The sequence below is a fragment of the Ruegeria sp. C10 genome (assembly GCF_056537805.1).
The window spans coordinates 1,126,068-1,138,906 of the sequence record NZ_JBQFSC010000001.1 but is presented as its reverse complement, the minus strand read 5'-3'; the positions used below and the strand labels follow the sequence as shown (position 1 = coordinate 1,138,906).

The 12,839-nt window shown below is 57.7% G+C and carries 14 protein-coding genes; 10 read left to right on the top strand and 4 right to left on the bottom strand.

What is annotated here, in order from left to right; genetic code table 11:
• Positions 1 to 23: 23 nt before the first annotated feature.
• Both ACR0DE_RS05305 and ACR0DE_RS05300 read right to left on the bottom strand, forming a co-directional pair.
• Entirely contained in the window at positions 24 to 1,259 is a 1,236-nt protein-coding gene (locus tag ACR0DE_RS05305; protein WP_170392675.1) for an adenylate/guanylate cyclase domain-containing protein, read from the bottom strand.
• Between the two features lie 62 nt (positions 1,260 to 1,321).
• Positions 1,322 to 1,774, bottom strand: a complete 453-nt coding sequence (locus ACR0DE_RS05300; protein WP_480752252.1) for a MarR family winged helix-turn-helix transcriptional regulator — start codon at positions 1,772 to 1,774, stop codon at positions 1,322 to 1,324.
• Positions 1,775 to 1,839: 65 nt separating this feature from the next.
• On the opposite strand from ACR0DE_RS05300, the gene ACR0DE_RS05295 reads away from it, so the two are divergent.
• Both ACR0DE_RS05295 and fahA read left to right on the top strand, forming a co-directional pair.
• Positions 1,840 to 2,463 carry a LysE family translocator gene (locus ACR0DE_RS05295; RefSeq protein ID WP_480752251.1) on the top strand — a complete coding sequence of 208 codons (624 nt, stop codon included), beginning with the start codon at positions 1,840 to 1,842 and terminating at the stop codon, positions 2,461 to 2,463.
• A gap of 22 nt (positions 2,464 to 2,485) precedes the next feature.
• Positions 2,486 to 3,745: a fumarylacetoacetase gene (gene fahA / locus ACR0DE_RS05290; RefSeq protein WP_223116952.1), complete on the top strand. Its 1,260-nt coding sequence runs from the start codon at positions 2,486 to 2,488 to the stop codon at positions 3,743 to 3,745.
• 20 nt (positions 3,746 to 3,765) lie between these two features.
• Here the strand turns inward: fahA and ACR0DE_RS05285 are convergent, their stop codons facing one another.
• Positions 3,766 to 4,329, bottom strand: coding sequence for a DUF2585 domain-containing protein (locus ACR0DE_RS05285; protein ID WP_170402422.1), 564 nt, complete (start codon positions 4,327 to 4,329; stop codon positions 3,766 to 3,768).
• Positions 4,330 to 4,381: 52 nt separating this feature from the next.
• Between ACR0DE_RS05285 and ACR0DE_RS05280 the strand changes: the two genes are divergently transcribed.
• The 6 genes from ACR0DE_RS05280 (at position 4,382) to ACR0DE_RS05255 (ending at position 8,894) form a co-directional block, all read left to right on the top strand.
• Positions 4,382 to 5,332: an MBL fold metallo-hydrolase gene (locus ACR0DE_RS05280; RefSeq protein WP_480752250.1), complete on the top strand. Its 951-nt coding sequence runs from the start codon at positions 4,382 to 4,384 to the stop codon at positions 5,330 to 5,332.
• Between the two features lie 134 nt (positions 5,333 to 5,466).
• Positions 5,467 to 7,077 carry an FAD-dependent oxidoreductase gene (locus ACR0DE_RS05275; protein WP_480752249.1) on the top strand — a complete coding sequence of 537 codons (1,611 nt, stop codon included), beginning with the start codon at positions 5,467 to 5,469 and terminating at the stop codon, positions 7,075 to 7,077.
• A gap of 5 nt (positions 7,078 to 7,082) precedes the next feature.
• Positions 7,083 to 7,280 (top strand): DUF2783 domain-containing protein, encoded by a 198-nt coding sequence (locus ACR0DE_RS05270; RefSeq protein WP_170392682.1) that lies wholly within the window; start codon positions 7,083 to 7,085, stop codon positions 7,278 to 7,280.
• Positions 7,281 to 7,284: 4 nt separating this feature from the next.
• Positions 7,285 to 7,827: a VOC family protein gene (locus tag ACR0DE_RS05265; protein WP_170392683.1), complete on the top strand. Its 543-nt coding sequence runs from the start codon at positions 7,285 to 7,287 to the stop codon at positions 7,825 to 7,827.
• Positions 7,828 to 7,834: 7 nt separating this feature from the next.
• Entirely contained in the window at positions 7,835 to 8,473 is a 639-nt protein-coding gene (gene maiA / locus ACR0DE_RS05260) for a maleylacetoacetate isomerase (protein WP_480752248.1), read from the top strand.
• Positions 8,474 to 8,561: 88 nt separating this feature from the next.
• Positions 8,562 to 8,894, top strand: a complete 333-nt coding sequence (locus ACR0DE_RS05255; RefSeq protein ID WP_480752247.1) for a DOPA 4,5-dioxygenase family protein — start codon at positions 8,562 to 8,564, stop codon at positions 8,892 to 8,894.
• Here the strand turns inward: ACR0DE_RS05255 and ACR0DE_RS05250 are convergent.
• Positions 8,891 to 10,519, bottom strand: coding sequence for an acyl-CoA synthetase (locus tag ACR0DE_RS05250; protein WP_480752246.1), 1,629 nt, complete (start codon positions 10,517 to 10,519; stop codon positions 8,891 to 8,893). The two genes, ACR0DE_RS05255 and ACR0DE_RS05250, sit on opposite strands and share 4 nt — an antisense overlap.
• 221 nt (positions 10,520 to 10,740) lie before the next feature.
• On the opposite strand from ACR0DE_RS05250, the gene ACR0DE_RS05245 reads away from it, so the two are divergent.
• Positions 10,741 to 12,132, top strand: a complete 1,392-nt coding sequence (locus ACR0DE_RS05245) for an aminotransferase class III-fold pyridoxal phosphate-dependent enzyme (RefSeq protein ID WP_170597484.1) — start codon at positions 10,741 to 10,743, stop codon at positions 12,130 to 12,132.
• A 241-nt stretch (positions 12,133 to 12,373) separates the two neighbouring features.
• Complete coding sequence (locus ACR0DE_RS05240) at positions 12,374 to 12,799, top strand: GFA family protein (RefSeq protein ID WP_480752245.1); 426 nt, start codon at positions 12,374 to 12,376, stop codon at positions 12,797 to 12,799.
• Positions 12,800 to 12,839: the final 40 nt, after the last annotated feature.

Sequence of the window (12,839 nt, the reverse complement as noted above, 5' to 3'; positions counted from 1 at the left end):
AAGCAGCTGTACAATGGCCAGATCTAGCCAGCCGTTCTGTAGATGGTAAACAACTCTTTTGGTTCAGCCACGCCCCGCAACATATAGCGACCGACCGAGATCAGATCCTGATCGCAGGGATGGGCCGCGCGGGCTACATCGTCGGAAATCAGGATTCGCTGCCCCAGTGACCTGTGCATCCCCGCGATTCTCGACGTCTGGTTGACCGCCGGACCAATCACCGTGAAATCCAGCCGACTTTCGGAGCCGATGTTTCCATAGAGGATCTCACCAGAGTGCAATGCAAGCGTATAGTTCGAAACCGGTTGACCCCGTGAACTCCGCTGAGTGTTCAATTCGGCCATGCGCTCTTGCAGCATGGTCGCCGCAGCCAGCGCGGCGCGGGCATCGGCATCGATCTCGCCGACATCAAACATCGCCATGACACCGTCACCCATGAACTTCAGGATGTTGCCTTCGCATTGATGAACAACATCGACCACCACACCCAGGTAGTCATTTAGCATATCTATGACTTCGATCCCTGGCATCTCTTCTGACAGGCTGGTGAACCCTTCCAGATCGAAGTTCCAGATCACCGCATCAATCTGCTGCAGTGACCCGCGACGGATTTCACCGGACAAGACCCGACGACCGGCATCGCGCCCCAGATAAACCCGCATCAAATCTTTCGATACCCGCGCGTTCGAGGCTGACTTCAGAGCCAGCCCCAGATGCGGTAGCGCCGTATTGATCACATCCAGATCATCGTCGCAGAATCCTTCCGGCGCATTGCTGGACCAGGACATCAAGACGCCGTCGATTGCCTCTTTCGCATCATAGGGATTGCGTTGAGCCGGCACATCAAAGCTGATGCCAGTCGCGTAATAGTCCGTGGCTCCGTTTTCCCGCAACTCGTTTAGCAGAGGAAAGCGGCTGGGTTCGTTCTGGTCGACCAGCCGTTCACGGATAGCATCGATATCTTCGTGCAATACGGCATATAGCGGACTTTGTGTCCAAACTTCACTGGGCTCTTCGGAATACTCGAAGGTTTCCAGATTACTTCCTTTGCTGCGGTACCAGCTATAGCCCGTTCCGCCATAGACGGGATGCAAGGCCGGTTGCGCCGCATGAAAGCGCATCAAGGGCACACCAAGATCAACCAAACGGGTGCAATACCCGTCCAAAAGTTCTTGTTTGTCGGCCCCTTCCAGGCCTCGGGTCACCAACCAATCTATCAGATCATGGGATTTTGCCGTTGGGGAATCCGGCGCTGTCATGTGTCGTTCCTGTGTCCGTTATGACGTTGATCTGGGGGCAGCTGTACCGGATTACCAGTACCCTAATCCATTCCGGCCAGACGTCGCAGCATCATGCGCAGCAAAGCGGCCTCACCCGTGGTGAAACGCGATGCCAGTTTCTGATCATAATCCTGCGCGATACCGCTTAACTCGCGATAAACCTTCTGGCCAGCCGAGGTCAGCGATAGCCGCTCAACCCGCCGGTCACTTTCATCCCGCAACCTTTGCAAATATCGGCGCTGTTGCAATCGGCTGACCGCACGGCTGACCTTGGTTTTGTGGATTTTGGCACGCTCAACAATGTCGCGTGCGGTCATCTCACCATGATTGCCAAGATGAAACAGCACCCGCCATTCGGTGCGCAGCATTCCGTAGCGATCCTTGTAAACGCGCTGAAACTCAAGCGAACTTTCCTCGGCCGCCTGATTCAACAGGAACGGCAGGAAATTTCGCAAATCAAACTCATCTTTTTGGTCATTTTTAGGCTGGGTCATCCTTGTTAGTTACAAAATCAACTATTATTCGACAAGTGACAAGTTGAAGGATCACCGGAGACGAGATGAGTTTTGATATCTGGATCACCTATGTGGCGACGGTGTTGCTGCTGATGAGCACACCGGGGCCAAGCCAGTTGCTGATGCTGTCGAACTCGGCAACCAATGGGCTGCGGCGAGGTTTTTTTACCGCTGCGGGTGATTTGACGGCCAATTTCTTTCAAATGTTGGCCGCCGGTCTGGGTCTGGCTGCCCTGATCGCCACGTCCGGGACCGCCTTTACCGTGATCAAGTGGTTGGGCGTGGCCTATCTGGTCTATCTCGGCGTCAAGCAAATCGTGAAGGCACGCGTTGCCGAAACCAACGATGCGCCACGTGCCAGCCGCAAGGCGCTCTGGATGCAGGGCTTCATCACCTCTGCCGCGAATCCCAAGGCGGTGGTGTTCTTCGCCGCTCTGTTTCCGCTGTTCATCGATGGCGCGCTGCCATTCTGGCCGCAATTCGCCATCCTCTCGGCCACATATCTGATCATAGACGGGTTGTTTCTGATGGCCTATGGCTCCACTGCCAGTTGGCTGGCCCGGCGCCTGCAGGGGCCGGCAAGGCATTGGCTCGACCGGATCGGTGGCAGCTTCATGATATTGGCGGCAGCCCTGCTGGGCTTCAAATCCCTGCGCGCCGCCTCGTAACCGAAAGACATAAGGACGCAATATGCCTTTGAAGAAATCTTGGGTCGCATCGGCCAATTCCGCCGACCACCCCTTCCCGCTGAACAACCTGCCTTATGGCGTGTTCTCGACCGAAACCACCGAGCCCCGCTGCGGCGTCGCCATCGGCGACATGATCTTCGACGTGACTGCTGCCGAGGCTGATGGATTAATCGCGCTGTCGGATGAGCCGCTGTTCGATCTGCCCTTCTGGAATCCTCTGATGGAAGAAGGCCCTGCCGTATGGGCTGCATTGCGCGACCGCCTATCTACGCTATTGGCTGAAGATTCGGACGAACAGCACAAGATTGAAGGTCTGCTGATCCCGCAAGACGAGGCCGAGATGCACATGCCCTTTGCCGTCAGCGAGTACACCGATTTCTACGCGGGCCGCCACCATGCCCAGAACGTGGGCACCATGTTCCGCGGCCCGGAAAACGCGTTGCCGCCGAACTGGCTGCACATCCCCATCGGCTATAACGGCCGCGCGTCGTCTGTTGTCGTTTCAGGCACGGATATCCGTCGCCCCTGGGGTCAGTTGAAATCGCCCGATCAGGACCTGCCTGCTTTCCTGCCCAGCCGTCGATTTGATATCGAACTAGAGATGGGTGCAATCGTGGGCACACCGTCTGACGGCCCAATTTCAGTGCAGGAAGCCGATGACAACATCTTTGGCTATGTCCTGCTAAACGACTGGTCCGCACGCGATATTCAGGCCTGGGAATACCAGCCGCTGGGGCCATTTCAGGCCAAGGCGACCGCGACCTCGATCAGCCCCTGGATCGTGACCAAAGCGGCGCTGGAACCGTTCCGCTGCGATACGCCCGACCGTGAGTTTGCCCTGCTGGACCACCTGAAGGATTGCGGCCCGATGCTCTATGACATCGATTTGGCCGTGACGATGGCGCCCGAGAATAAAGACGCCACGACCATCGCACGGACCAATTATCGCGAGATGTACTACTCGGCGGCGCAGCAGTTGGCGCATCACTCGACGTCTGGGTGTCCGATGAACACGGGCGACCTGTTGGGGTCCGGCACCATTTCGGGACCGAACAAGCCAGAGCGCGGATCACTTCTGGAACTCAGCTGGGGCGGGAAAGAGCCGCTGACGCTGGACACAGGCGAGACCCGCACCTTCATCGAGAACGGCGACACGCTGACCCTGACCGGCGCAGCCAAGGGCGACGGCTATTCCATCGGGTTCGGCGATTGCACCGGCACTGTGCTGCCCGCACTCGAAAATCCATTCGCCAGAGATTGATGCAGGTCCAGTCCGCATATTCAGAGCGCGCTCTGCCAGTCCTTAACGGCCTCGATGGGATAAAGCAGCATCAGCACGTTCAGCGTCAGACCATCGCGGATCAGCGTGGTGGTCAGGATCTCGAATCCCAGCGCAATGGTGACCGTCATCCAGATCGGCAGGCGACGCGCCAACCAGAACCCCAGCATCATCGCGCCAATATCGGCGATCGAGTTGACGACACTGTCGCCGTAGTAATCCAGCGAGATCGTGACCGCGCGGTAGTGTTCGATCACGGCATTGGTGTTCTCGGAAATCTCCCACGCGACTTCTATCAAGGTGGCGATGAACAACCGCCAGCCAACGGCAAGGCGGCGCGCCACCAGCCACAGAAGACCGTAAAACAGAAAGCCATGAATGATGTGGCTGGGCGTGTACCAATCGGTCAGATGCTGCGAGCTTTCGGAACTGAAGGTTTCACCATGCCACAGCTTGACATAACCGCATTTGCAAATCGGTTCGCGGCCCATCCACAGCAGGATGATGGCGCAGGCAATGACAACACAAGCGGTTGCCCAATAAGGCAAAAATCGACGTTCAAACATATGGCGACAACATCATCAAAGCCAGTCGCTGTCCAGAAGGGAAATCACTGATATGGCCAAGGCATTTGCGTCCCAGGGGGACACGTCGGAAAAGAAAATCAGCTTCACCGAGGTGGGCGAAGGGCTCTATGCCTTCACCGCCGAAGGCGACCCGAACTCGGGCGTGATCATCGGCGATGACAGCGTTATGATTATCGAGGCACAGGCGACCCCGCGTCTCGCCAACAAGGTGATCGAATGCGTGCGGTCGGTGACTGACAAGCCGATCACCCATGTGGCGCTGACCCATTACCACGCAGTACGCGTGCTGGGCGCGAGCGCGTTTGGTGCGCAACAGATCCTGATGTCGGATATGGCGCGCGCAATGGTGGTTGAACGTGGTCAGGAAGACTGGGACAGCGAATTCCAACGCTTCCCGCGTCTCTTTGAAGGACACGAAAGCATCCCCGGCCTCACATGGCCCACCACCACCTTCAGCGACACAATGACGGTTTATCTGGGCAAGCGCCGGATCGACTTGATGCATCTGGGCCGCGCCCATACGGCAGGTGATATCGTCATCCATGTGCCCGATCAGAACGTTATGTTCACCGGTGACATCGTCGAATACCACTCGGCCTGCTATTGCGGCGACGGGCATTTCAGCGACTGGGGCGACACTCTGGACGAAATCAAGTGGTTCGACGTAGACGCTATCGCGCCGGGGCGCGGCGACGCTCTGGTCGGTAAAGACATGGTCAACGCGGCCATCGAAAACACCCGCGATTTCGTAGAAAGCACCTACCGACCGGCCGCCAAGGTTGCGGCGCGCGGCGGCAGTCTGAAAGAAGCATGGGACGCCGTGCGCGCAGAATGCGACCCAAAATTCGCCGACTATGCGATCTACGAACACTGCCTGCCCTTCAATGTTGCCCGCGCCTATGACGAGGCCCGCGGCATCGACACGCCCCGTATCTGGACCGCCCAGCGCGATCTGGAGATGTGGGAGGCCCTTCAGGGCTAAGAATTCCGGGCCGGATTTGATCCAGATCGTGGCGGCCCGGATTTGACGGTGAAACTCTAACGCAAGACCTCCGGCGCAACTGTGCCGGGGAACAGATGGGGTGCGCCCGATGCGCCAGAAATGGGAGAGAGAGAGTGAACAAGATTTTTGAAGTTCCACTTTATGCCTACGAGGCCAGCCCGGATCAATCCGCGCCAGCGCCCGTGCGTCACAAGGTCATCGTTGTTGGGGCTGGTCCGGTGGGTCTGGCCGCCGCCATCGATCTGGCCCAGCAAGGGGTCGAGGTGCTGGTGCTGGACGACAACGACAAGGTCAGCTTCGGCAGCCGCGCCATCTGTTTTGCCAAACGCCCGCTGGAAATCCTCGACCGACTTGGTTGCGGGCAGCCGATGGTCGACAAAGGCGTTCTTTGGAACAAGGGCAAAGTGTTCTTCGACGAACGTCAGGTTTACGAATTCGACCTGCAGCCCGACAGCGGCGATCAGCGCCCGGCCTTCATCAACCTGCAGCAATACTATTTCGAGCAGTTTCTGGTCGACCGCGTCCGCGAATTGCAAGCGCAGGGTGCACCGATCGAAATCCGCGGCCGCAACAAGGTCGAAGCCGTTGGAACCCACCCCGATCACGTCAAGCTTGAGGTCGAAACGCCCGAGGGATCATACACCATCGAAGCGGATTGGGTCATCGCCTGCGACGGCGCGGGCTCACCCATGCGCGCCATGATGGGTAAGGATTTTGTGGGCCGCGTGTTCGAAGACAACTTCCTGATCGCTGATGTGATTATGGAGGCCGATTTCCCCTCGGAACGCTGGTTCTGGTTCGATCCGCCGTTCAACAAAGGCCAATCTGCGTTGCTACATAAACAACCCGATGGCGTCTGGCGCATCGATCTGCAACTGGGATGGGATATCGACAAGGAACGCGAAAAGCGCCCGGAAAACGTGATCCCGCGCCTCAAGGCCATGCTGGGCGAGGAGGTAAATTTCGAGCTGGAATGGGTCAGCATCTACACCTTCCAGTGCCGCCGGATGGAGCAATTCCGCCATGGCCGCGTGATCTTTGCCGGTGACAGTGCCCATCAGGTCAGCCCGTTTGGCGCACGGGGCGCAAACTCGGGCGTGCAGGATACCGACAACCTGTGCTGGAAACTGAAACTGGTGATTGACGGCAAAGCGCCTGAGTCGCTGCTGGACAGCTACGATCAGGAACGCATTCACGGTGCGGACGAAAACATCCTGAACTCGACCCGCTCGACCGATTTCATCACCCCGAAATCGCAGATGTCCCGCATCCTGCGCGACGCGGTGCTGGACTTGAGCGAGCACTATGACTTCGCCCGCCCGATGGTGAATTCTGGCCGCCTGAGCGTACCTTGCGTCTATGACGGCTCGTCGTTGAATTCGGCGGATGCGTTGAACGGGCCGACGCAGACGCGTCCCGGAGCGTCCTGCCCCGATGCGCCTTTGGGTGACGGCTTTCTACTGCCTAAACTGGCTGGACAGTTCACGCTGCTGACCATCGACGCCGATGCACCAGATGAGATCGAGGTCGATGGCATCATCGTCAAACGCCTGGCACTCTCGGTCAAAGACGACCCGACCCTGACGCTGAAGCGCCGCTATCTGGGCGATGCCAGCGGAGCGGTCTATCTGATCCGTCCCGATCAGCACGTGGCCGCCCGCCGCGACACCTACGAAGAAAATGCATTCCGGCACGCGGTGCGCCGCGCCACAGGCAAGGAGTAAGCGACATGGCTGATCTGATCCTCTCATCCAATCTGACCCAGGCAGACGATTTCTATGCCGATCTGGTGGCCGCCCATGAAGGGCTTGAGAAAGCCGAAAGCGATGCGTTCAACGCGCGCCTTGTGCTGGTTCTGGCAAACCACATCGGCGACAACGCGGTGCTGAAGCAGGCGTTGGACGCCGCAGCCCTGAAACAGGAGTAAGCCCATGAAAATCGAACAGATTCACCACGTCGCCTATCGCTGCAAGGACGCGAAAGAGACCGTTGAATGGTATGGCAAGATGCTGAACATGGATTTCATTCTGGCGATTGCCGAAGACCATGTGCCCTCCACCCATGAACCTGATCCCTACATGCACCTGTTTCTGGATGCCGGAAATGGCAATGTGCTGGCGTTTTTTGAGCTGCCTACCAAGCCGGAAATGGGGCGCGATCCCAACACGCCGATTTGGGTGCAGCACATCGCATTCAAGGTGAAGGACCGTGATGAGCTGATCGCATTCAAGGACCATCTCGAAGCCAACGGCGTCGAGGTTCTGGGTGTCACGGATCATTCGATCTTTCATTCGATCTATTTCTTCGATCCGAACGGTCACCGGGTGGAACTGGCTTGCCCCGACCCCGAGGAAGAGGCCATGCTGGCCCGGCTGGATTCGGTCAAATGGGATATGCTCGAAGAATGGTCGCGCACCAAACGAGCCCCTCAGCATGCCGACTGGCTGCATGCCAAGGAACTAAGCAAAGGCTAACCATCGTATGTCCGAAGTGGTTCTGTTTGATTACTGGCGTTCGTCCGCCAGTTACCGGGTGCGGATTGCACTGAATCTGGCTGGGATCACCTACCGCCCGGTCGTCGTGGATCTGGTGAACGGGGCGCATCGCGCCCCGGATCATTTGGACCGCAACCCGCAAGGTCTGGTCCCGGTGCTGGATATCGATGGGGTTCGGTTGACCCAATCGCTGGCGATCCTCGATTATCTGGATGAGACCCGCGAACTGGGTCTGTTGCCAACCGATCCGGCCAAGCGAGCCGCGGCGCGGGCATTGGCGCACAGTATCGCGGTGGATATCCATCCGGTCTGCAATCTGTCGGTTGCCAAACATGCCACCGCGCTCAGCCAAGGTGCAGGCGACATGCCCGGCGACTGGATGCGTCACTTCATCCGGCCGGGCCTGCTGGCGTTTGAAACGCTTCTGGGTGGCTTTGATCAATCCCCGTTCTGTACCGGCGACACCCCCGGTCTGGCCGATATCTGCCTGATCCCGCAGCTTTATAATGCGCACCGGTGGGAAGTTGATCTATCCGATATGCCACGCCTGACAGCAGTCGAGGCCGTCTGTGCCGAGCATTCGGCCTTTGCCGCAGCCCATCCCGACCTGCACGCTCCGCTCTGAACCGGCGCACAGAGTCTGTGTGGCAGTGCGGGTGCACAAATCCTCGCGCCGTCCTTAGGTTTCTGCGCAACGACAGATGGAGAACCCCATGCCCAAGATCACCGGCTACCACGCCCATGTCTATTTCGACGCCGACACTCAGGACACGGCACGGCAGGTCTGTGAAGAGGCCGCGCGTCTGTTTCCCGCTGTCCAGATGGGCCACATGCATGCGCTCAATGTTGGCCCGCATCCGCGATGGAGTTGCCAGCTGGGCTTTCCAGCCGAAGCCTTTGATCAGGTCTTTCCCTGGCTGATCCTGAACCGGCAAGGGCTGACCATTTTCACCCATCCAGAAACCGGCGATCACTTGGCCGATCACCGGGATCGCGCTATATGGATGGGCGAGATGCTGCCGCTTGATTTGTCGATCTTCGATTAACCCAATTCACGCGCCCGGTCGCGCAGGATGAACTTCTGAATCTTCCCCGTCGACGTCTTGGGCAACGCCCCAAACACAACCGTCTTGGGTGCTTTGAAATGGGCCATATGATCCCGGCAGAAGGCAATAATTTCAGCTTCATTCGCCTCTGCCTGCGGTTTCAATTCAACAAATGCACACGGCGTTTCACCCCATTTCTCATCCGGGCGGGCCACCACCGCCGCCTCCATAACAGCCGGGTGTTTATAAAGCGTATCCTCAACCTCGACCGATGAAATATTCTCGCCGCCCGAGATGATGATGTCCTTGGACCGATCCTTCAGCGCGATGTAGCCATCCGGGTGCATCACGCCCAGATCGCCCGAGGCAAACCACCCGCCTTTGAAGGCTTTGTCGGTCGCCTCGGCGTTCTTGAGATAGCCCTTCATGACAATGTTGCCCTGCATGAATATCTCACCCATGGTTTCGCCATCCGAAGGAACAGGCTCCATGGTTTCAGGGTCTGCGACCATCAAGCCAGACAATGCCACGTATTTCACACCCTGACGCACCTTGAGCGCGGCGCGGTCTTCTGCACCCTTGTCGTTCCATTCGTCCTTCCACGCGCAGACGACGGATGGACCATAAGTCTCGGTCAACCCATAGACATGGGTAACCTCGACACCCATCCCTTCCATCGCTTCGATCACCTTGGCCGGCGGCGGAGCACCAGCGGTCATCGCCTTAATCTGCTGCGTGAAATCCTTGAGGTGATCCGGTGCATTGGCCAGCATGTTCAGCACGATCGGCGCGCCGCAGAAATGAGTTACGCCCTCTTCTCGGAAGGCGCGATAGATCGGTTCGTCCCGTACGGCGCGCAGGCAGACGGAGGTGCCCGCATTGGCCGCCATCGTCCACGGGAAACACCAGCCGTTGCAGTGGAACATCGGCAAGGTCCACAGATAGACCGAATGCTGCGGCATCCCCCAGGTCAGAATGTTCGATGTTGCATTCAGCGCCGCGCCGCGATGGTGATAGACTACACCTTTGGGGTTGCCGGTGGTGCCCGAGGTATAGTTCAGCGTGATCGCGTCCCATTCATCTACGGGCAAAGACCAGTCGAACTCTGGATCACCCTCGGCCAGCAGACCCTCATAGGTCAGATCTCCCAATCGCTCGCCACCGTCAAAACTGGCGTCTTCGATGTCAATCACCAGAATGTTGTGATCCACCTGCGCTAACGCCTGTTTCACGACGCCTGAAAACTCGGGATCGACCAGCAGAACCTTGGCTTCGGCATGGTTCAGAATGAAGGCGATGATCGGCGCATCCAACCGCGTGTTGATCGCGTTCAGCACCGCCCCTGCCATGGGCACGCCAAAATGCGCCTCATACAGCTCGGGGATATTGGCCGCGATGATCGAGACTGTATCGCCCACGCCTACGCCACGCGTAGTCAGCGCGCTGGCCAGACGTCGGCTCCGCGCATAGGTTTCTGCCCAGCTATACCGGCGCTCGCCATACACAACGGATGGGTAATCCGGATACACTGCCGCCGTCCGCTCAAGATAGCTCAGCGGAGACAACGGCGTGAAATTCGCCGGGGTTTTATCCAGATGTTGCTGGTAGATAGGTGTGGCTGTCATCCGGCGATCCTCCCAAACTCGTCAGATTGTCGTATTGAGCACAAAGTTTACGTCATAACAAACCCGTATTAATACGCGTTTGAGCTACACTGGAGATATCCTATGGGCTAATCTGGCCCTACTTCACGCGCACCATTCGCGTTGATCTGCAGTATCACGTCACTTTGCGCCCGCCGGGACCTACTGATTCCCCGCGCGCCCCACTTTTGAAAGGACATGTCATGGACGGCACGTTCAACGAAAACGATCTTTCCCGCGTCGTCGAAGCCGACCGCGCCCACCTCTGGCATCACCTGATCCAGCACAAGCCGTTTGAGACCAACGATCCCCGTATCATTGTCGAAGGCAAAGGCATGCGCGTGTGGGACCAAAAGGGCAAAGAGCACCTGGATGCCGTATCAGGCGGTGTCTGGACCGTGAACGTGGGCTATGGCCGCGAATCTATCTGTAAGGCGGTTTATGACCAGCTGATGAAGCTGTGCTACTTCGCCAACACCGCAGGCTCGATCCCCGGTTCGAATTTCGCGGAAATGCTGATCGACAAGATGCCGGGCATGAGCCGCGTGTACTACACCAATTCAGGTTCTGAGGCGAACGAGAAGGCGTTCAAGATGATCCGCCAGATCGCGCACAAGAAATATGGCGGCAAGAAAACCAAAATCCTGTACCGTGACCGCGACTATCACGGCTCCACCCTGGCGACCATGTCGGCAGGTGGTCAGGACGAGCGCACCGCGCAGTACGGTCCCTTTGCACCCGATTTCGTGCGCGTGCCTCATTGCATGGAGTACCGCAAGCACGAGCTGGACGGCGCACCGGAAGAGAACTTTGGCGAATGGGCTGCAGATCAGATCGAAGAGGTCATCCTGCGCGAAGGCCCCGACACTGTTGGTGCCCTGTGCCTTGAGCCCGTGACCGCAGGCGGTGGCGTCATCGAAGCGCCTGAAGGCTATTGGCCCCGCGTGCAAGAGATCTGCAAGAAATACGACATCCTGCTGCACATTGACGAGGTTGTCTGCGGCGTAGGTCGGACCGGCACGTGGTTCGGCTACCAGCAGTACGGCATCAAGCCGGACTTCGTGACCATGGCCAAGGGCGTTGCCTCGGGTTATGCCGCGATCGCCTGCATGGTCACCACCGAGGAAGTCTTTGACATGTTCAAAGACGACGCGGCAGACCCGATGAACTATTTCCGTGATATCTCGACCTTTGGTGGCTGCACTGCCGGTCCGGCGGCAGCGGTTGAAAACATGCGCATCATTCAGGATGAAAACCTGCTGCAGAACTGCGTCGACATGGGTGATCGCATGATGGGCAACCTGCAGGCGCTGATGGAAAAGCACAAAGTCATCGGCGACGTGCGCGGCAAGGGTCTGTTCCTTGGCGCTGAGCTGGTGACCGATCGGGCCACCAAGGACCCGATGGACGAAAAGCGCGTTCAGGCCGTTGTCGCAGATTGTATGGCGCAGGGCGTCATCATCGGTGCCACCAACCGCTCGATCCCCAGCCGCAACAACACGCTGTGCTTCTCACCGGCGCTGATCGCGACAGCGGACGACATCGATCAGATCACCGACGCCGTAGACGGCGCGCTGGGGCGTGTGTTCGGCTGATCTAGGCAACGAACTACCATTGAACCACATGAAACCCGCCAAATTTCGGCGGGTTTCTTTTCATGAGGACATCAGCCAAGCGTATGAGCTGATGCCAAAGATACTCAATTTTCATTCAAATGGCGGGAAAGAGTCCAAATTGGCCCTGAGCGCCGACGTTTTTTGCTGATGAAACGTCCCAAAATATCCATCTCAAAACTTACCTGCGTCCTATATTTCAGGAGGTTGGGAGGGAAATCGAATGGCGACGCACGGGTATTGTCTGTGTAAAAGAACGAGCTGGGCCTACCAGGGCGGTCAAACATGGGCATGCTATTGCCACTGCGATGATTGCCGTCGGAATTGTGCCGCGCCGGTGGTTGCCTGGTTAGGCGTGCCGATAGAGAACTTTGAATGGACCGGCGATAAACCCGGCACTTATGAAAGTTCCAAAGGCGTTTTCAGGCACTTTTGCGGGACGTGCGGATCACCTATTGGATTTGAAGCCGATCATTATCCGGGTGGTATGCACCTTTACGCAGCGTCGCTCGAAAACCCGGAAGATTTCAAACCGACTTTTCACGTCAACAAGCAAAGCAAATTGCCTTGGCTGCAAATGACTGATGATCTCGACGCGTTTGAAGGCACATTGCTACACACCCCTAACGACCCAGACGGATATCGTTAGATGAGGAAGCCAACTGGTTTTCAAGTGGCTGCTTTGCGCT

What these genes read in the sequence shown, in the direction of transcription:
- ACR0DE_RS05270 (WP_170392682.1), top strand. Translation starts at nt 7,083, where the DNA reads ATGGCTGATCTGATCCTCTCATCCAATCTGACCCAGGCAGACGATTTC.
- ACR0DE_RS05285 (WP_170402422.1), bottom strand. Translation starts at nt 4,329, where the DNA reads ATGTTTGAACGTCGATTTTTGCCTTATTGGGCAACCGCTTGTGTTGTC.
- ACR0DE_RS05295 (WP_480752251.1), top strand. Translation starts at nt 1,840, where the DNA reads ATGAGTTTTGATATCTGGATCACCTATGTGGCGACGGTGTTGCTGCTG.
- ACR0DE_RS05300 (WP_480752252.1), bottom strand. Translation starts at nt 1,774, where the DNA reads ATGACCCAGCCTAAAAATGACCAAAAAGATGAGTTTGATTTGCGAAAT.
- ACR0DE_RS05255 (WP_480752247.1), top strand. Translation starts at nt 8,562, where the DNA reads ATGCCCAAGATCACCGGCTACCACGCCCATGTCTATTTCGACGCCGAC.
- ACR0DE_RS05240 (WP_480752245.1), top strand. Translation starts at nt 12,374, where the DNA reads ATGGCGACGCACGGGTATTGTCTGTGTAAAAGAACGAGCTGGGCCTAC.
- ACR0DE_RS05280 (WP_480752250.1), top strand. Translation starts at nt 4,382, where the DNA reads ATGGCCAAGGCATTTGCGTCCCAGGGGGACACGTCGGAAAAGAAAATC.
- maiA (WP_480752248.1), top strand. Translation starts at nt 7,835, where the DNA reads ATGTCCGAAGTGGTTCTGTTTGATTACTGGCGTTCGTCCGCCAGTTAC.
- fahA (WP_223116952.1), top strand. Translation starts at nt 2,486, where the DNA reads ATGCCTTTGAAGAAATCTTGGGTCGCATCGGCCAATTCCGCCGACCAC.
- ACR0DE_RS05265 (WP_170392683.1), top strand. Translation starts at nt 7,285, where the DNA reads ATGAAAATCGAACAGATTCACCACGTCGCCTATCGCTGCAAGGACGCG.
- ACR0DE_RS05305 (WP_170392675.1), bottom strand. Translation starts at nt 1,259, where the DNA reads ATGACAGCGCCGGATTCCCCAACGGCAAAATCCCATGATCTGATAGAT.
- ACR0DE_RS05250 (WP_480752246.1), bottom strand. Translation starts at nt 10,519, where the DNA reads ATGACAGCCACACCTATCTACCAGCAACATCTGGATAAAACCCCGGCG.
- ACR0DE_RS05245 (WP_170597484.1), top strand. Translation starts at nt 10,741, where the DNA reads ATGGACGGCACGTTCAACGAAAACGATCTTTCCCGCGTCGTCGAAGCC.